Source organism: Achromobacter mucicolens (genome assembly GCF_029866465.1).
Lineage (GTDB): Bacteria > Pseudomonadota > Gammaproteobacteria > Burkholderiales > Burkholderiaceae_B > Achromobacter > Achromobacter mucicolens.
Genome location: NZ_CP123364.1, coordinates 384,303 through 402,089, shown reverse-complemented (window position 1 = coordinate 402,089; position 17,787 = coordinate 384,303). Strand labels below are relative to the sequence as shown.

At 64.6% G+C, this 17,787-nt stretch carries 13 protein-coding genes; 2 read left to right on the top strand and 11 right to left on the bottom strand.

Features of this window, described 5'->3' with window-relative positions; genetic code table 11:
- Nucleotides 1-229: 229 nt before the first annotated feature.
- On the top strand, nucleotides 230-1,186 hold the full coding sequence (locus QEP15_RS01845; RefSeq protein WP_280148205.1) for an IS110 family RNA-guided transposase: 957 nt from the start codon (nucleotides 230-232) through the stop codon (nucleotides 1,184-1,186).
- Between the two features lie 388 nt (nucleotides 1,187-1,574).
- Here QEP15_RS01845 and QEP15_RS01840 read toward each other — a convergent pair whose 3' ends face one another.
- Nucleotides 1,575-2,825, bottom strand: coding sequence for an IS256 family transposase (locus tag QEP15_RS01840; protein WP_280148210.1), 1,251 nt, complete (start codon nucleotides 2,823-2,825; stop codon nucleotides 1,575-1,577).
- Nucleotides 2,826-3,512: 687 nt separating this feature from the next.
- Here QEP15_RS01840 and dapD point away from each other — a divergent pair.
- Nucleotides 3,513-4,490, top strand: a complete 978-nt coding sequence (gene dapD, locus QEP15_RS01835; RefSeq protein WP_280148368.1) for a 2,3,4,5-tetrahydropyridine-2,6-dicarboxylate N-succinyltransferase — start codon at nucleotides 3,513-3,515, stop codon at nucleotides 4,488-4,490.
- A gap of 76 nt (nucleotides 4,491-4,566) precedes the next feature.
- Here dapD and QEP15_RS01830 read toward each other — a convergent pair whose 3' ends face one another.
- The 10 genes from QEP15_RS01830 to atpA form a co-directional block, all read right to left on the bottom strand.
- The gene (locus QEP15_RS01830; protein ID WP_280148367.1) at nucleotides 4,567-5,184 is read right to left on the bottom strand and encodes a hypothetical protein; all 618 of its coding nucleotides are present in this window, start codon (nucleotides 5,182-5,184) and stop codon (nucleotides 4,567-4,569) included.
- Between the two features lie 125 nt (nucleotides 5,185-5,309).
- Nucleotides 5,310-6,164 carry a class II glutamine amidotransferase gene (locus QEP15_RS01825; RefSeq protein WP_056327605.1) on the bottom strand — a complete coding sequence of 285 codons (855 nt, stop codon included), beginning with the start codon at nucleotides 6,162-6,164 and terminating at the stop codon, nucleotides 5,310-5,312.
- 73 nt (nucleotides 6,165-6,237) lie between these two features.
- Nucleotides 6,238-8,301: a UvrD-helicase domain-containing protein gene (locus QEP15_RS01820; protein WP_152383240.1), complete on the bottom strand. Its 2,064-nt coding sequence runs from the start codon at nucleotides 8,299-8,301 to the stop codon at nucleotides 6,238-6,240.
- Nucleotides 8,302-8,607: 306 nt separating this feature from the next.
- The gene (locus tag QEP15_RS01815) at nucleotides 8,608-10,713 is read right to left on the bottom strand and encodes a primosomal protein N' (protein ID WP_152383239.1); all 2,106 of its coding nucleotides are present in this window, start codon (nucleotides 10,711-10,713) and stop codon (nucleotides 8,608-8,610) included.
- A gap of 336 nt (nucleotides 10,714-11,049) precedes the next feature.
- Nucleotides 11,050-12,078, bottom strand: coding sequence for a uroporphyrinogen decarboxylase (gene hemE, locus QEP15_RS01810; RefSeq protein WP_280148879.1), 1,029 nt, complete (start codon nucleotides 12,076-12,078; stop codon nucleotides 11,050-11,052).
- Nucleotides 12,079-12,249: 171 nt separating this feature from the next.
- The gene (locus QEP15_RS01805; RefSeq protein ID WP_152383238.1) at nucleotides 12,250-13,164 is read right to left on the bottom strand and encodes a helix-turn-helix domain-containing protein; all 915 of its coding nucleotides are present in this window, start codon (nucleotides 13,162-13,164) and stop codon (nucleotides 12,250-12,252) included.
- 191 nt (nucleotides 13,165-13,355) lie between these two features.
- The gene (locus QEP15_RS01800; RefSeq protein WP_056327609.1) at nucleotides 13,356-13,781 is read right to left on the bottom strand and encodes a F0F1 ATP synthase subunit epsilon; all 426 of its coding nucleotides are present in this window, start codon (nucleotides 13,779-13,781) and stop codon (nucleotides 13,356-13,358) included.
- 9 nt (nucleotides 13,782-13,790) lie between these two features.
- Entirely contained in the window at nucleotides 13,791-15,191 is a 1,401-nt protein-coding gene (gene atpD, locus QEP15_RS01795; RefSeq protein WP_054455184.1) for a F0F1 ATP synthase subunit beta, read from the bottom strand.
- Between the two features lie 43 nt (nucleotides 15,192-15,234).
- Entirely contained in the window at nucleotides 15,235-16,140 is a 906-nt protein-coding gene (gene atpG / locus QEP15_RS01790; RefSeq protein WP_008167500.1) for a F0F1 ATP synthase subunit gamma, read from the bottom strand.
- A gap of 98 nt (nucleotides 16,141-16,238) precedes the next feature.
- Complete coding sequence (gene atpA, locus QEP15_RS01785) at nucleotides 16,239-17,780, bottom strand: F0F1 ATP synthase subunit alpha (protein ID WP_056327611.1); 1,542 nt, start codon at nucleotides 17,778-17,780, stop codon at nucleotides 16,239-16,241.
- Nucleotides 17,781-17,787 lie beyond the last annotated feature (7 nt).

Below are 17,787 nucleotides of genomic sequence, written 5' to 3'. Positions count from 1 at the left end.
CGTGCTCAACCTTGTATGGTGTGGATGCGTCTTTCGAAGAAGAAAGGCGCTGGGGTAAGGGACGTTGTCAACCATCAGCCGGTTGCACCCGGACTGCCAGGACGAGAGCATCCCACCCCGCCTCACGCGTCGATAAGGAATCTAGCGGCCGAGACCGCCGATTGATCGCAAGGTAACGCCCGAGGCGTGGCTACCCCAGCGGACTTAACGTATCGCAGGGAGAGCTGTCATGCAAACTTCAGTCGTTTTTATTGGGGTCGATGTCGGCAAGTTTGAGCTTCAAGTAGCCGCGTCTGACGGAGAGATCGTGACGGGCGTCTTGCCTAACAATCGCTCCAGCATCGTGGGCTGGTTAAAGCGTCTGCCGGCCCCTAGTGTGATCGCCATGGAAGCCTCAGGAGGCTATCAAGAGCTCCTGGCTCGTACGGCGCATGAGCGTGGATTTGAGGTTTATGTCCTTAATCCGACCCACGTCCATCATTACGCCATCTCTTTGGGGAACCGCGGCAAGACAGATCGACTGGATGCCGCCGTCATCGCGCAATACATCGCGCAGCATCACAAAAAACTGCATCGTTACGAACCGATATCTCCAGAATTGCAGGAAGTCAGAGCACTTCAGGCGTTGAGATCGACGGTGGTCCGAGTGGGCACATCCTTGCGATTGTCGGCTCAGCGACATGGTTGCGTAAGCAGCCATCAGAAGAAGGCTCTCGCAAGTTTGACGGCGTGGTCAGATCAGCTCGAACGGGAAATGATTGCCAAGATTAAGGCCCAGAGTGACTGGGCCAAGACATACGGTCTGCTCACCGGCATATGCGGCATAGGACCGATAACCGGCGTTGCCCTGACGAGCTTGTTCAGCCGGATCGACTTTGCCAGCAGCGATGCGGCGGTCGCCTTCTGTGGCCTGGATCCGAGGCCGCACGAATCCGGAAGAAAAGTCGGTCGCCGCCGACTAAGCAAGCAGGGCGATAAGGCGGCGAGGACATTGCTCTACAACGCGGCTAGCTCAGCGGCGCGCACGGCACAATTCAAGGATTACTACGCCATGCTCAGGGCTCGAGGGCTGGCCTCGACTGCCGCCTTGGTCATAATTGCCCGCAAACTCTTGCGGATCGCATACGGGGTATGGCGAACAGGCCAACCCTTTGATCCAGAGAAATTGCGACCGTCAATTACTTGACCGAGACCATAGAATCTCGTCCGCCTTCGGCTCCCTTCGGTTTCCGCCGGGCGCATCTAAACGCCCCGCCCACCCCAGGCCCACGCCACACCGGGCTCTACGGCTAAATCTTTACGGGCGGCGGGGCGAGTCGGGTTCTTGAGGTTCTTGCACGCAGACGTTTGGAAGAGAAGCGTCTTGCGGTGCCCGTCCCCGTTCGGCCGCGCGGGCGGCCTCCGGGGACTTACGCGGCGTCTTGCGTCGTCGCTTTGACGCTTCGCGTGTGGCTGCTTCCTCTCAAGGTGTCTGACACCCTGGTGAGATTCCCGTCATACGGGAGTGTCAGTATTTTTGTGTTTGAGGCGTTAGAAGCCTGATAGTTGTTTCTATCAGGCTTATGGATGCTATCTCAGCGATACGGGTCAGTGAAGCGTTCTGCATAAATCACGGCGAACTGGTTCATAGCGGCCTTCCAGTCGTGCGTGGCGCTGCCCCAGGCCCCGGTGATGTTGCGCAAGACCAGCCACAGTAGCTTGGTGGCCGCTTCGTCGCTCGGGAAGTGACCTCGCGTTTTCACCGCGCGGCGCAGTTGGGCATTAATGCTCTCGATCGCATTGGTGGTGTAAATCACCTTGCGGATCGCCGGTGGGAACGTAAAGAACGGGATCACACGGTCCCAGGCCCGGCGCCATGCGTCAGCGATCGGGGCGTAGCGCTGGCCCCAAGGGCCTTGCTCGAACTGCACGAGCGCGGCCAGCGCTGCCTCCACGGTCGCTGCCGTGTAGATCGGCCTTAGCGCCGCAGCCACCGTGCGGCGCTCCTTCCAACTGGCGTATTCCAGGCTGGAGCGGATCAGGTGCACGATGCAAGTCTGCAGCGTCGTGGCCGGGAACACCGCATTCAGCGCCTGCTCCATGCCCTTTAGACCGTCAGTGACAGCGATCAGGATGTCCTGCGTGCCACGGGTCTTGAGCTCGTTGAACACCTTCATCCAGAACTTGGCGCCCTCAGTCTGCTCGATCCACAGGCCCAGGATGTCGCGCGTGCCGTCTGGCAACACCGCCAGCGCCAAGTACACGGCCTTGTTGCGCACCACGCCGTCCTCGCGGATCTTGACCCGCAGCGCGTCGAAGAACACCACCGGATACATCGTCTCCAGAGGCCGCGTCTGCCAGGCCGTGACCTCCTCCATCACCGCGTCGGTCACCGAGCTGACGAACTCCGGCGAGACTTCCGTGCCGTACTGCTCGAGCAGAAACCCTTGGATCTCGCGCACCGTCATGCCGCGGGCGTACATGGCGATGATCTTGTCGTCGAACCCGGTAAAGCGGCGCTCGTGCTTGGGGATCAGGATCGGAGCGAAGCTGCCATCGCGGTCGCGTGGGATCTCCACCCGCAGCGGCCCGTCATCGGTCAGGACTGTCTTGGAACTCTTGCCGTTGCGTTGATTGGTGGCCTGCTCGGGGCGCTCGCCGCCCGCCGGATAGCCCAGGTGGTGGCCCAATTCTGCTCCCAGGGCCCGTTCGATCAGCGCCTTCTTGAACGCCATCGACAGGTCCTGCACCGCCTCGGCGGTCATAGGGCCTTTGACGAATTGATCAACCAACTCTGCTGGAATCGCCGGCAGTTCCCTCAGCGGCGTTTTTTTCTTGGTAGCCATACATGCTCCTTGAGCAACATGTTAGGCCCCAAACACAAAATTTATGACACTCCCCGTCATACCAAGTGCGTCTTCCTAGGGTGTCAGACACCGGCAGCTGCAAACGCGCTGGGCAGGTCCAGGCAGAGCCGCCAGTAATCGTCACTTGAACCCCAGTGCCCGATGGGCGGCGCGAACCGATCGGCAAGCTGTGGCGACCCGTCGCCGCGCCGCCCATCACCGCCCCTCCCCCCGTGACGGCGGCCCATTAGCTAACAACTCTCTGCCAGCGCGCAAGCGCGCATCGCCCCGACGACCAGACGCCCGTATGCCGATTGCCGCCGCCCGGGCGGCAGCAATTCGGCGGCCCCGCAAATCCCCTGCCCCGCATACAGGTCTTACAGCGCCCCAAACCAAAGACCCTCGCAGCACGGCGTCGCGGTCACCGTGGGTGCGAGCGCCGTCGATGCGCCCGAGGGAATCTGAAGGGAGCCGAAGGCGGACGAAGATGACAACGGGGAAGTCCGGAGCGAAGGCTCCGGACCGCAATCGTGGGCGATCGTGCCCACGGTGACTGCGGCGTCGGGCGACCTACGAAGACCGTCGCAACCCACATCCGTAGACAAAACCGCCACCCCCAAATACCACCAACATCCACCCCCATTCGCCTAGAATGTCGCCCACCAAAATCGCCATCATCCCCCCGTCATGTCCGCCACCCCCAAAAGCGCCATCGCCTACGGCCTGGCAACGTTAGCCGCCGACGGCACCATCCTAGACACCTGGTATCCGCGGCCCTCGCTCGCCGATAACGCCCCGCCCACGGGAACGCGTCACTTGACGCCGGAAGAAGCGCGCGCCGCCCTCGGCGAGCACGTTGCCACCGCGCTCGTCCGTGACACCCGCCGCAAGGTGGATATCGTCGCCGTGCGGACCGCGATTTCGTCGCTGGATGAGCCGCCCGTCGATGCGCACGATGCGTACCTGCGGCTGCATCTGCTCAGCCATCGGCTCATCCGGCCGCACGGCGCCAATCTGGATGGGTTGTTTGGGGTGCTGGCCAACGTCGCGTGGACCTCGGCGGGGCCTTGTGCGGTGGAACAGGTGGACGCGCTGCGCTGGCATCTGCGCGCCACCGGGCAGGTGCTGGAAATTCGCAGCGTGGACAAGATCCCGCGCATGACCGATTACGTCGTGGCCAGTGGCGTGCGCATCGCGGACACGGCGCGTGTGCGGCTGGGCGCGCACCTGTCGCCGGGCACCACCGTGCTGCATGAAGGGTTTTGCAATTTCAACGCTGGCACGCTGGGTGCGTCCATGGTCGAAGGCCGCATCAGCGCGGGCGTGATCGTGGACGATGGCACCGATATCGGCGGCGGCGCGTCGATCATGGGCACCATGTCGGGCGGCGGCAAGCAGGTGGTGTCGATTGGCAAGCGTTGCCTGCTGGGCGCCAATTCCGGCCTGGGCATTTCGCTGGGCGATGACTGCGTGGTCGAAGCCGGCTGCTATGTCACGGCCGGCACGCGGGTGCTGACGCCGGAAGGGGCCGTCGTGAAGGCGGTGTCGCTGGCGGGCCAGCATGGGCTGCTGTTCCGCCGCAACTCGCAGACGGGCGCGGTGGAGGCGCTGGTGCGCACCGCGGCCTGGGGCACGTTGAATCCTGCCCTGCATTCGGGGCATTGAATGAAACATGGCCGCCCCCCGGCGGCCATATCTTGAGAAGCGTGGCGCGATCGGCTTGCTGGGCCGGCGCCCGGCGTCAGGCGTATTGCGCCGTCTGACCCAACCGGTCGTAGACCAGGTTTACAAAGAGGTCGGAACTCAGGATGTTCGCGACACGGCACGTGAAGACCGTCTCGCCGTTGTCGTCCTGCAAGGTGACCGTGTCGGTCCAATCGTCCAGATCGATGGGCTGCAGCGACTCATACGGCCACGTGGCGCCGTCGATATGCAGGCCTTGCGCGGACAGGGACAGCTCGCGCGTCTTGAGGTCGGGGAAGGCGCCGCCCGCGATATAGCGGAACGCGACGCGCGCGCCTTGCGCCTGCAGCGCTTCCAGCACCGGTAGGCGTTGCGCCACGTACTGCGCGCGGAAGGCGTCCATGAAGGCGGGGAAATCGTCGACGCCGTCGGCGGTGGTCCAAGCGCCTTGCGGGGCGCTGCGAAACGCCAGGCTGTCGACGGGAGCCGCGGCCGTGTCCGGGCGGCTGGCGTACAGGCAGAGGTCGTGGATGTCCGCGAACGCGGTGTAGCAGCGGGCGCCGCCTTCCTGATCGACTACGCCTTTTTCGTGCAATTCAAAGCAATCCGGGGCGCGCCCCGTGCGCGTAAACACCGCGAATGCGTCTATGGCCTGCGGGGTTTGGCTATCTGTCATGCAACTTCCTGATTGGATTGGGGTGCTCTCGCGGCCCAGGACGTCGCAATGTCTTGCGAGCCGTATTCTCGCCCATATGCGAAATACGTGCTTGATGACCCCAATTCCCGCACTTTCGACGCAGATCACTCGCCCGGCGGAATCGGCGCAAACCGGAAGTGCTGCACGTTGCCGCGTCCCGCGATGATTGCCGTGGACTCGGGCACTTCTTCCCAGACGCCCGCCATGTCCGACAGGGGCTCGGACAGCAGCAGGAAGGCGTCGTCGTCCATGGCGGCGATCTGCGCGTTGTCGGGATAGAGTTCGCGCAGGTGGCGCACGCAGGTGTTGTGAAACAGCGTGCGCGAGTCGCTTTCGCTGGAATAACGCACGGCGATGAGACGTTCGCCGTCCAACGCGCACACCGTCATGTTGATGGGATGCGCCACGCCGTGACGCCGGCCGGCTTCCTCGACGGCGCCGACCATGCGGGCGATGGCCGCGATGGGATCCTCGTCCAGGCCGAACGTGAGGGCCAAGAGAAACATCACCTCGGAATCCGTGGAGCCTTCCAGCGACCCGAAATAGCCGGGCGCGATCATCAGCATCAGATCGCGCCGCAACAGCGGATAGTCGCGGATGAGGCCGTTGTGCACGAACAGCCAGTGCCCGTGGCGGAAGGGGTGGCAGTTGGTTTCCTGCGCGGGGGTATCGGTGGCGGCGCGGATGTGCGCGACGAAAAGCGGCGCATGGATGGCGCGCGCCGCCTCGCGCAGGTTGCGGTCGTTCCAGGCGGGGTGCACGCTGCGGTAGCGAAACGGCGGCTCGGCGGGCCGGCCTTCGATGGCGCGGCTGTACCACCCCAGCCCGAATCCGTCCCCGTTCGTGGTGGTCGCGCCCAGGCGCGAATGCAGGCTCTGTTCGATGAGCGAGTGCTTGGCCTTGAACAGCACGCTCTCCATCTGCAGGGGACTACCGGTATAAGCCAGCCAACGGCACATGATGCGCTCCTTCGATCCGGACAGGCCAGTGTAGGAGCGAGGCAGGGCTTTCTTCAAGCCCGCGCCGCCGGCCCTATTTGTTCAGCAGCGCCTTCAGCATGGCCATGCGCTCCTTGGGGCTCATGGCGGCCGTCGCGTCGTCTTCCTGGATGCGCACGTCGCCCAGTCCCATCTCCTCGATGAAGCGTGAGGGCTCGCGGACCAGGTCTTCGCGCGCACGGCGGCGGCGCTTGCACCAGCTCAGGTGCAGGCTGCGCTGCGCGCGCGTGATGCCGACATACATCAGTCGCCGTTCTTCCTGGATGCGGGTGGCCAGGTTTTCGGCGGCACGCGCCGGGTCGCCGACTTCGTCGTCCTTGCCCAAGTGAGGCAGCAGGCCTTCTTCCACGCCCGCGAGGTACACGTGCGGATACTCCAGGCCCTTGGAAGCGTGCAGCGTCGACATCTTCACGGCGTCGGGCTCTTCTTCCTCGCCGCGTTCCAGCATGGTGACCAGGGCGACGTGCTGCACCAGGTCAAAGAGCGTCATGTTGTCTTCCTCGGCCTTGCGCTTGAGCCAGCCGGTCAGCTCCAGCACGTTCTGCCAGCGCGTCTGCGCGGGCCGTTCCTCGAAGATTTCGAACAGGTGGCGCTCGTACTGAATGGCTTCGAGCAGGTCGTCGAGAATCGCGCCGGCCGGTTCCGCGGGCGCCGCGTCCTTGCCCGAGGCCGCGCCGCGACCGGCGCGCCACTGCATGCGGCGGATGAATTCGGCAAACGTGCGCAGCTGTTCAAGCTGGCGGGGCGCGAGCACGCTTTCGAGGCCGGTCTCGGCCACGGCGGCAAGCAGCGACAGTTCCCGGCTGGCCGCGTACTGGCCCAGCGCCTGCAGCGTGGCCTGGCCGATGCCGCGCTTGGGCGTGGTTGCGGCGCGGATGAAGGCGGGATCGTCATCGTCGTTGGCCAGCACGCGCAGATACGCCAGGATGTCGCGCACTTCTGCCTTGTCGAAAAAGCTTTGCCCGCCGGAAATCGTGTACGGGATCTTCAGGTTGCGCAGTGCCTGCTCCAGGATGCGCGACTGATGGTTGCTGCGGTACAGGATGGCGAAATCCTTCCACTGGGCCTGGCGCTCGAAGCGCGCCGCCGACACCTTCATGGCGATGGACTCGGCCTCCTGTTCCTCGCCGTCCATGGCCGCCACCGTGATGGGTTCGCCCACGCCCAGCTCGGACCACAGTTTTTTCTCGAAGAGCTTGGGGTTCTTTTCGATGACCTGGTTGGCCGCCGCCAGGATGCGCTGCACCGAGCGGTAGTTCTGCTCAAGCTTGATGAGCTTGATGTTGGGGTAGTCGGTAGTCAGCTTGGCCAGGTTCTCGATGGTGGCGCCGCGCCAGGCATAGATGGCCTGGTCATCGTCGCCCACCGCGGTGAACATGGCGCGCGGGCCCGTCAGCAATTGCACCAGCCGGTACTGGCACACGTTGGTGTCCTGGTACTCATCGACCAGCAGGTAGCGCACGCGGTTCTGCCAGCGGGTGCGCACTTCTTCGTTGCTGGCCAGCAGCTGCGCGGGAATGCGGATCAGGTCGTCGAAGTCGACGGCCTGATAGGCGGCCAGCGTGGCGGCATAGCTGCGATAGACGTTGGCGGCTTCGACGTCGCCCGGGGTGATGGCTTCACGCGCGGCGTCGTCCGGCTCCATCAGCGCGTTCTTCCACAGCGAGATGATGCCCTGCACGTGGCGCAGGCGGGCCTTGTCGGTGGTCGCCAGCAGTTCCTGGATGATCGACATGGCGTCGTCGGCATCCAGGATGGAGAACGTGGGCTTCAGGCCGGCGTTGCGCGCTTCTTCGCGCAGCATCTTCACGCCCAGCGAGTGAAAGGTGCTGATGATCAGGCCCTTGGACAGCTTGCGGTCCACCAGCGTCTTCACGCGCTCGTCCATTTCGCGCGCGGCCTTGTTGGTGAAGGTCAGCGCCACCACGTTGCGGCCCATGTAGCCGCATTCGCGCAGCAAATACGCGATCTTCTGCGTGATGACGCGCGTCTTGCCGCTGCCGGCGCCGGCCAGGACCAGGCAGGGGCCGTCCAGGTAAAGCGTCGCCTCCCGCTGCGCGGGATTCATGCCGTGGCCAATCGGTTCGCTTGCGGACATTGGAGAGTCAGATCGTCATGCGTTGCGGCGGCCATGCCAGGACAGCCGGCAAGCAAGGGGCCTGCCGCTGCCCGTCAATGGGCCGGAAAAACGCGAGAAAAAGGGGACGGGCGCAGCCGCCGCAGCGGGTCTGCCGCGCCGGTGCGATAGAGGAAGACGATCATAGAACAATCGGGTCGATGGCGCATCGGCGGGTGGCCGTAGAAGCGCCCCGCGTGGCCGCAGGTTCGCGACACCGGAGCATCGTCGCAGCGGCGAACTGTTGCCGCAGCGCCCCGTCGCCCGAGCGTCCCGCTTCGCCGCCGATCAGATTTCCAGCGGATCGACTTCCAGTTGCCAGCGCACGCGCGCCTCGTTGGCCAGATAAGGCAGGTGGTGCGACCATGAAGCCAGAAACGCCTGCAGGGCCGGCCGGCTGCTGCTTTCTGCCAGCAGTTGGGCGCGCTCGATGTTGGCCACGCGCACCACGCGCAGCGGCACGGGGTCATACAGCATGATCGCGTCCATGCCCGGAAAATCGGCGGCCCACTCGCCCTCGGGCAGCACGCGCGCCTGCTCCAGGAACGCCTGGGCCACCTTGAGCTCACGCGCTTCGGCGGTCAGCAGCGCCTGGTAAACGAAGGGCGGAAGCCCCGTGCTCTCGCGCTCGTGCAGCGCATGGCGCGCGAATCCGGCGTAATCGTGGCGCAGCAGGGCCTGGTACACCGGCTGCTCGGGGTAGCCGGTCTGGATCAGGACTTCTCCGTTGCCCTGGTGGCGGCCCGCGCGGCCGGCCACCTGCATCAATTGCGCAAAGAGGCGCTCGGGCGCGCGGAAATCATGGGCGAACAGCATCGAATCCGCGTTCAGCACGCCCACCAGTCCCAGGCGCGCAAAGTCGTGGCCCTTGGCCACCATCTGCGTGCCCACCAGAATGTCGACCTCGCCGGCGTGCACGGACGCGAACAACGCCTCGGCACTGCCCTTCTTGCGCGTGCTGTCGGCGTCGATGCGCAGGATGCGCGCCTCGGGAAAGAGTTCGGCCAGGTGTTCCTCGACACGCTGCGTGCCGCGGCCCATCGGCGCCAAGTCCTGATCACCGCATTCGGGGCAGGCGCGCGGCACGGGGGCCTGGTAACCGCAGTGATGGCATTGCAGGCGATGGCCGCGGCCATCGGTGCGATGCAGCACGGTAAAGGCCGTGCAGCGCGGACAGTTGCTGACCCAGGCGCAGGACTGGCAGTGCAGGACGGGCGAATAGCCGCGCCGGTTCAGGAAGATCAGCACCTGTTCCTTGCGCTCGAGCCGCTGGCCGATGGCCTCGACAAGCTGCGGCGACAGGCCTTGCTTCATTTGCAGGCGGCGCGTGTCCACCAGCCGGATCTTGGGCAGTTCGCTGGAGCGGGCGCGGCCCGGCAGCGTCAGGCGCAGGTAGCGGCCGCGTTCGGCGTGCTGCCAGGTCTCCAGCGACGGCGTGGCCGAGCCCAGCACGACCGGGATGTTCAGATCGTGAGCGCGCCACACGGCCAGGTCGCGCGCCGAATAACGCAGTCCGTCCTGCTGCTTGTAGGAGGCGTCGTGTTCCTCGTCGACCACGATCAGTCCTAGCTGCGTCAGCGGCGCGAAGATCGACATGCGCGTGCCCAGCAGCATGCGGGCTTGCCCGCGATGGGCGCGGGTCCAGGCCTGCAGCCGCTCGCCGTCGGACAGGCCGCTGTGCATGACCGCCAGCCCCTCGGGCCCGACCAGAGACTCCAGGCGCGCCCGCAGCGCGGCTTCAAGCTGCGGCGTCAGGTTGATTTCCGGGACAAGCAACAGCACCTGCCGCCCCGCCGCCAGGACCTTTTCGGCGGCACGCAGGTAGACCTCGGTCTTGCCGCTTCCCGTCACGCCATGCAGCAGCACCGGCTTGAATCCGTCCAGCGCGCCAATGGCTTGCACCGCGGCTTCCTGCGCGTCGTTCAGCGCGGGCGGCTGGTCGGGCGTGGCCGGCGCGCGCACAGTCTTGCGCTTGCGCGCATCCATGCGCGCCACGGGCCCTTCCCCGGACCGTTTGCCCTGATAGGACGTGGGCTTGCGCAGCGGCGGCGGCAGCGTGGGCAGCATCACCTCGCCCAGGGGCCGCTGATAGTAGTCGGCGGCAAAGCGCGCCATGCGCAACCACGCTTCGTCGAACGGCGGCAGATCGTCCAGCACCGCCTCGATGGGCCGAATCTGCTTGGGCTCGAAAGAAGGTTCGGCGGGATTGTCGACGACAACCCCGATCATCTTGCGCCGGCCGAACGGAACGATCACCCGCAGGCCGACGGCGATCGGCGCATCACTGCGGTAATCGAACGGGCCGGGCAACGGCACGTCCAGCGCGACGCGCACCCAGCACACCGCTGAGGAGTCGGGCTTTACTTGCGCGTCAGGCAGGGAATCGGGGGACATTCATCTACTGAAATAGGACTAGCCGAAAGGATGAGAAGCGCCAGGCGCGGCATGGGACGATTGTCGCCTGCCCGGACGCCATCGATCCACCGACGCCTGTGGATAACTTTGGGGAAAAGGCAAGAGCAACATCGGAAAATGGAATATGGCAAGAATGCACAAACTATTGCACCCCTGTTGATAAGCGACATTTTCCGATATAAAACAGGCACTTGAGGCCGGTTTCGAGAATGTAAGCCAGCTTGGGAAGGGTTTTCCCCGAGGCCGAATTCATTGTGCACAAGTCGCCTTCGCGGCCTGCTTGCTTCGGCCCTTCGGGCCGAAGCGTTCACTTACTTACGCGTGTAGGGCACGGCTGTGTTGGTGGACTTCATCGACCAATTCAGCTACCGCTTCTGGCGGAGTGAAGCGGGAAATGCCATGCCCCAGATTGAACACATGGCCGCCCTTGCCCACCGGTCCGAACGCGTCCAGCACCCGGCGCGCCTCTTTGCGGATGGCGCTGGCGCCACCAAAGAGCGCCATCGGATCCAGGTTGCCCTGGAACGCGACCGAATCCCCGGTGCGCCGGCGGGCCGCCGCCAGGTCCACCGTCCAGTCCAGGCCCACGGCGTCGCTGCCACAGGCCGCGATATCTTCAAGCCATTGGCCGCCGCCTTTCGTGAACACGATGACGGGCACGCGCCGGCCTTCGTACTCGCGGGTCAGGCCCGCCACGACCTTCTTCGTGTAGGCCAGCGAGAACTGCTGAAAGAGGCCATCGGCCAGCACACCGCCCCAGCTGTCGAACAGCATGACGGCCTGAGCGCCCGCGGCGATCTGGCCATTCAGGTATTGCAGGGTGGCTTCGGCGTTGATCTCGAGGATGCGATGAAGCAGATCTGGGCGCGAGTACAGCAGGGTCTTGATGAGGCGGTAGTCGTCGCTGCCCTTGCCTTCAACCATGTAGCAGGCGATGGTCCAGGGGCTGCCGGCAAAACCGATCAGCGGCACCTTGCCGTCAAGATCGCGCCGGATGGTGCTGACCGCATCGAACACGTAGCGCAGCTTGTCCATGTCGGGCACCGCCAGGCGCGCGACGTCCTCTTCGGTGCGGATGGGATGCGCAAACCGCGGGCCCTCGCCTTCGGCGAAGTCCAGCCCCAGACCCATCGCGTGCGGCACGGTCAGGATGTCCGAGAACAGGATGGCCGCGTCCAGGTCATAGCGTTCCAACGGCTGCAGCGTGACTTCCGAAGCAAAGTCCGGATTCTGCGCCAGGCCCATGAACGAGCCCGCACGCGCGCGCGTCTCGCGGTACTCGGGCAGATAGCGGCCCGCCTGGCGCATCAGCCAGATGGGGGTATAAGGCACGGGTTCGCGCATCAGGGCGCGCAAGAACACATCGTTCTTCAAACGGGGAGCGTACACGGCTAACCTCGATGATCGGAAGCCGTGAGTTTACTTCCCCTGGCCGGCAAGGCGCGCGGCGGCCGTATCCGGGGGATTGCGCACGCGCAAGGGGCAGCGCAGGGGACGGGTTGGCGCCTTTGCGCCTTAGCCGCCTTCGTGCTGCAGGGAGGCCGCCTGCGCGGCCTGGCGGTAGGGTGCGGCTTCTATGCCGTGCTTGCGCATCAGCGCCCAGAACGCCCGGCGGTGCTTGGCGCACGCGCGCGCTGCCTGGGCCACGTTGCCCCCGTGACGCGACAGCGCATGGCGGATGTATTCGCGCTCGAATCCGTTCACCACCTGCGCCTTCGCCGCGCGAAAGGTCTCTGGCGCGCCCCGCTTGTATTGGTGGCGCATGCTGCTCAAGGCGTGTTCGATGACATCGACGGCCACCCTGGGACGCGCGGACGCCGCGTGGGGACCGATAGACGGGTGGTGCGCATGAGGCGAATGACGCCCGAGCAATGCGTGGGACGCGTGATGCGAGAGCGGCGCGCGCTCAAGCTCGCCCGCATCGGAGAAGCGTTGACCGGCGAGCGCATGCCCGGCGCCGCCCGTCGGCGCGTCAACGCTTAGATAGCTGGCCCGGCGCTCATGGACCCCGCCCGTCGCGCCGGCGCCCGGCAAGGCGCTGCGGCGGGCGAGGCGAACCAGCCGTACGCGCAGGCTTTCCAGGCACACCGGCTGGCCGATGAAATCGGCCGCGCCCAAGCTGAGCAGATCGAGAATCGCTGGCGCCTTCACGTCGTGGATCAGCAGCAGAATGGGGGTGGAGAGCGTGCTGCGGGCTTGCTGCAGGGCCATGCGGGCCCACGCCAGCGACCCCGGCGCCACGGGCAGGATGCAGGCGTCGTAACGCCGCAGCGACAGCGACTGCCGGGCGAGGGAGTCCGGCGGCGGCGCCAGGGACACCGCATGCAGCCGCACGCGCGTCACCCTGCCCTGATGGCCTGCGACCCAGGCGCCCATCGTCGTTTCATGATCGGGCGCCATCAGCACCCCGCAATCCAGCACGTCTCGCATGCCTTCCTCGTTTGCATCGCAAAACTGAAGGCTACTGTTGCAACACCGCCGCGACTATTCGTAGTGAACGCATTGCGGCTGGCCGTGACGGGGCGTCCGCATGGGTTTCGCAGTTTCGCACCCCATGAAAAAAGCGGCCCGGGGGCCGCTTCTTTCGTGTCCCGGGCAAGCCCGGAGAACCGCGTTGCCGCTTAGTGCGAGCGGCCGCCTTGGCGCAGCTTGCGCGCCGCGATGGCTTGTGCAGCCAGCATGGCGAGCTCGGCTTCGACGACAGCGATGTCAGCCTTGTCCTTGGCGTTGGCCAGGGCCAGTTCGGCCTTCTGGCGCGCTTCCAGGGCGCGGGCTTCGTCGAGGTCGGCGGCGCGGATAGCCGTGTCGGCCAGAACCGTCACGCTGCCCGGCTGAACTTCCAGGATACCCCCGGCGACGAAGATGTTTTCCTCGCCTTGGTCGGCACGAACGATCTTGACCGTTCCGGGGCGTATGCGCGAGATCAGCGGGGTGTGGCCGGGCAGAATGCCCAGTTCACCCGACTCGCCAGGCAGAACCACGAACTTCGCCTCACCGGTGAAGATCGCTTCCTCTGCGCTGACCACATCCACATGCAGGGTAGCCATATCGGTTCCTTATTGCAGTTTCTTGGCCTTCTCGAAGGCCTCGTCGATCGAACCGACCATGTAGAACGCCTGTTCCGGCAGGGCATCGCACTCGCCGTTGACGATCATCTTGAAACCACGGATGGTTTCGGCCAGCGGAACGTACTTGCCGGGCGAACCGGTGAACACTTCGGCGACGTGGAACGGCTGCGACAGGAAGCGCTGGATCTTACGCGCGCGGGCCACGGCCTGCTTGTCTTCCGGCGACAGTTCGTCCATGCCCAGAATCGCGATGATGTCGCGCAGTTCCTTGTAGCGCTGCAGCGTCTGCTGCACGCCACGGGCCACGGCGTAGTGCTCTTCGCCGACGACTTGCGGGTCGAGCTGGCGGCTGGACGAATCCAGCGGGTCCACGGCCGGGTAGATACCCAGGGCGGCGATGTCACGCGACAGCACGACGGTCGAGTCCAAATGCTGGAAGGTCGTGGCAGGCGACGGGTCGGTCAAGTCGTCCGCAGGGACGTACACGGCCTGGATCGAGGTGATCGAGCCGGTCTTGGTCGAGGTGATGCGCTCTTGCAGCTTGCCCATTTCCTCGGCCAGCGTGGGCTGGTAACCCACGGCGGACGGCATACGGCCCAGCAGTGCGGACACTTCGGTACCGGCCAGCGTGTAGCGGTAGATGTTGTCCACGAAGAACAGGATGTCGCGGCCTTCGTCGCGGAACTTCTCGGCCATCGTCAAGCCGGTCAGCGCCACGCGCAGACGGTTGCCGGGGGGTTCGTTCATCTGACCGAACACCATCGCGACCTTGTCCAGAACGTTCGACTCTTCCATTTCGTGGTAGAAGTCGTTGCCTTCACGGGTACGCTCACCCACGCCGGCAAACACCGACAAACCGCTGTGCTGCTTGGCGATGTTGTTGATGAGTTCCATCATGTTCACGGTCTTGCCCACGCCGGCGCCGCCGAACAGGCCGACCTTGCCGCCCTTGGCGAACGGGCACACCAAGTCAATAACCTTGATGCCGGTTTCCAGCAGTTCCACCGACGGCGACAGTTCGTCGAAACGGGGAGCGGCTTGGTGGATACCACGCTTTTCGTCGTGCTGGATCGGGCCGGCTTCGTCGATGGGACGACCCAGCACGTCCATGATGCGGCCCAGCGTGCCGGTGCCGACGGGCACCGAGATCGGGGCGCCCGTGCCGGTGACCTTCATGCCGCGGCGCAGGCCGTCGCTGGAGCCCAGCGCAATGGTACGCACCACGCCGTCGCCCAGCTGTTGCTGCACTTCCAGCGTCAGACCCTTTTCGGCGAACGAGGAACCCTCGTCGGCCAGAGTAAGCGCTTCATAGATCTTGGGCATTTGATCGCGGGGGAACTGAATATCCACCACGGCGCCGATGCACTGAACGATGGTTCCGTTGCTCATGTCGATTCCTTGCTTGATAGCTTTTGACGGGATGCTGCCTGCCTCAAACGGCGGCAGCGCCCCCTACGATTTCCGAAATTTCTTTGGTGATCGCGGCCTGACGGGTCTTGTTGTAGACCAGTTGCAGATCGCCGATGACCTTCTTGGCGTTGTCCGACGCCGCCTTCATGGCGACCATCCGGGCCGACTGCTCCGAAGCCATGTTCTCGGCCACGGCTTGGTACAGCAGGCCTTCAACGTAACGCTGCAGCAGGTCGTCGATCACGCTACGGGCGTCGGGTTCGTAGATGTAATCCCAGCTGTATTCCGACTTCACTTCCGAGGTCTTGGCCAGGCTTTCGGCGCCCGTCTGGTACGGATCTTCCAAACCGCTGGCCAGCGGCAGCAGACGCAGGAACAGGGGCTCTTGCTTCATCGTGTTGACGAAGCGGGTCGAGGCCACGTACAGCGCGTCGATACGGCCTTCCAGGTAGGCGTCCAGCTGCACCTTGATCGCGCCCAGCAGGCGGTCCAGTTGCGGCTTGTCGCCCAGTTGCACTTCCTGGGAAACCAGTTTGGCGCCGATACGGGTCAGCACACCCACGCCCTTGTTGCCGAAAGCGGTCGCTTGCACGGCGATGCCGTTTTTCTCGAACTCTTTCAGCTTGGCCAACGTCACGCGGGTGATGTTGGTGTTCAAGCCGCCGCACAAACCCTTGTCGGTCGTCACCATGACCACGCCGACCGCCTTGATTTCGCGTTCGACCAGGTACGGGTGGCTGTACTCGGGATTGGCCTGCATCAGGTGCGCAGCAATCTCGCGCACCTTGGTGGCGTACGGACGGCCAGCACGCATCCGTTCCTGCGCCTTGCGCATCTTGGATGCGGCGACCATTTCCATCGCCTTGGTGATCTTGCGCGTGTTTTGCACGCTCTTGATCTTGGTTCGGATTTCCTTAATTCCGGGCATTGCGCTTTCCTGTGAAGACTGGCCGATGGGTTCCGCTCGCGCCTCAACCATCCGGGAAGGATGGGTGAGGCGCCTTGGACGCCTAACCCATCACTTTCTTAAAAAGCACCGTGCTTCTTGAATTCCTGAACGGCGGCGGCCAGTTCGGCCTCGTCGTCCTTGGACAGTTCCTTGGTGTCTTCGATGCGCTGGATCAGGGCCGCGTGCTTGGCCTTGAGCTGATCCTTCAGCGACTTCTCGAACGACAGCACTTGGGCCACGTCCACGTCATCCAGGTAGCCGTTGTTGACCGTGTACAGCGTAACGGCCAGTTCCCACACCTGCAGCGGCTGGTATTGCGGCTGCTTGAGCAGTTCCACGACGCGCTTGCCGCGCTCGAGCTGGCGGCGGGTCGCGTCGTCCAGGTCGGAGGCGAACTGCGCGAAAGCGGCCAGTTCACGGTACTGCGCCAGGTCGGTACGGATACCGCCGGACAGCTTCTTGACGACCTTGGTCTGGGCAGCGCCACCGACGCGGGACACCGAGATACCGGCGTTGATTGCGGGGCGGACACCGGCGTTGAACAGGTCGGTTTCCAGGAAGATCTGGCCGTCGGTGATCGAGATCACGTTGGTCGGAACGAAGGCCGACACGTCGCCTGCCTGGGTTTCGATGATCGGCAGCGCGGTCAGCGAGCCGGTCTTGCCCTTGACGGCGCCTTCGGTGAACTTCTCGACGTACTCTTCGTTGACGCGAGCGGCACGCTCGAGCAGACGCGAGTGCAGGTAGAACACGTCGCCCGGGTAGGCTTCGCGGCCCGGCGGACGGCGCAGCAGCAGCGAGACCTGGCGGTAGGCCCAGGCTTGCTTGGTCAGGTCGTCATAGACGATCAGGGCGTCTTCGCCGCGATCGCGGAAGTATTCGCCCATCGTGCAGCCGGCGTAGGCGGCCAGGTACTGCATGGCGGCGGAGTCGGAAGCCGAGGCGGCCACGACGATGGTGTATTCCATCGCGCCGTGCTCTTCGAGCTTGCGGACCACGTTGTTGATCGTCGACGCCTTCTGGCCGATAGCGACGTACACGCAGGTGACGCCCTTGCCCTTCTGGCTGATGATCGTGTCGACGGCCACGGCGGTCTTGCCGGTCTGGCGGTCGCCAATGATCAGTTCGCGCTGGCCACGGCCGATGGGAACCATCGAGTCGATAGCCTTGATGCCGGTTTGCAGCGGCTGCGACACCGAGCGGCGGGCGATAACGCCAGGCGCCACTTTTTCGATGATGTCGGTGGCCTTGGCGTTGACCGGGCCCTTGCCGTCGATCGGCTCGCCCAGCGTGTTGACCACGCGGCCTTTCAGTTCCGGACCAACCGGAACTTCCAGAATGCGGCCGGTCGTCTTGACCTGGTCGCCTTCGGAAACGCCGGTGTAGTCGCCGAGAATAACGGCGCCGACGGAATCACGCTCGAGGTTGAGCGCCAGACCGAAAACGTTGTTGGGGAATTCGAGCATTTCGCCCTGCATCACGTCCGACAGGCCGTGGATGCGGGTAATACCGTCGGTCACGGACACGACGGTGCCCTGAGTACGGACATCAGCCGAAGCGCCCAGGCCCTCGATGCGGCTCTTGAGCAGTTCGCTGATCTCGGAGGGATTGAGTTGCATATTGACT

What these genes read in the sequence shown, in the direction of transcription:
- QEP15_RS01845 (WP_280148205.1), top strand. Translation starts at nt 230, where the DNA reads ATGCAAACTTCAGTCGTTTTTATTGGGGTCGATGTCGGCAAGTTTGAG.
- QEP15_RS01840 (WP_280148210.1), bottom strand. Translation starts at nt 2,825, where the DNA reads ATGGCTACCAAGAAAAAAACGCCGCTGAGGGAACTGCCGGCGATTCCA.
- dapD (WP_280148368.1), top strand. Translation starts at nt 3,513, where the DNA reads ATGTCCGCCACCCCCAAAAGCGCCATCGCCTACGGCCTGGCAACGTTA.
- QEP15_RS01830 (WP_280148367.1), bottom strand. Translation starts at nt 5,184, where the DNA reads ATGACAGATAGCCAAACCCCGCAGGCCATAGACGCATTCGCGGTGTTT.
- QEP15_RS01825 (WP_056327605.1), bottom strand. Translation starts at nt 6,164, where the DNA reads ATGTGCCGTTGGCTGGCTTATACCGGTAGTCCCCTGCAGATGGAGAGC.
- QEP15_RS01820 (WP_152383240.1), bottom strand. Translation starts at nt 8,301, where the DNA reads ATGTCCGCAAGCGAACCGATTGGCCACGGCATGAATCCCGCGCAGCGG.
- QEP15_RS01815 (WP_152383239.1), bottom strand. Translation starts at nt 10,713, where the DNA reads ATGTCCCCCGATTCCCTGCCTGACGCGCAAGTAAAGCCCGACTCCTCA.
- hemE (WP_280148879.1), bottom strand. Translation starts at nt 12,078, where the DNA reads ATGCGCGAACCCGTGCCTTATACCCCCATCTGGCTGATGCGCCAGGCG.
- QEP15_RS01805 (WP_152383238.1), bottom strand. Translation starts at nt 13,164, where the DNA reads ATGCGAGACGTGCTGGATTGCGGGGTGCTGATGGCGCCCGATCATGAA.
- QEP15_RS01800 (WP_056327609.1), bottom strand. Translation starts at nt 13,781, where the DNA reads ATGGCTACCCTGCATGTGGATGTGGTCAGCGCAGAGGAAGCGATCTTC.
- atpD (WP_054455184.1), bottom strand. Translation starts at nt 15,191, where the DNA reads ATGAGCAACGGAACCATCGTTCAGTGCATCGGCGCCGTGGTGGATATT.
- atpG (WP_008167500.1), bottom strand. Translation starts at nt 16,140, where the DNA reads ATGCCCGGAATTAAGGAAATCCGAACCAAGATCAAGAGCGTGCAAAAC.
- atpA (WP_056327611.1), bottom strand. Translation starts at nt 17,780, where the DNA reads ATGCAACTCAATCCCTCCGAGATCAGCGAACTGCTCAAGAGCCGCATC.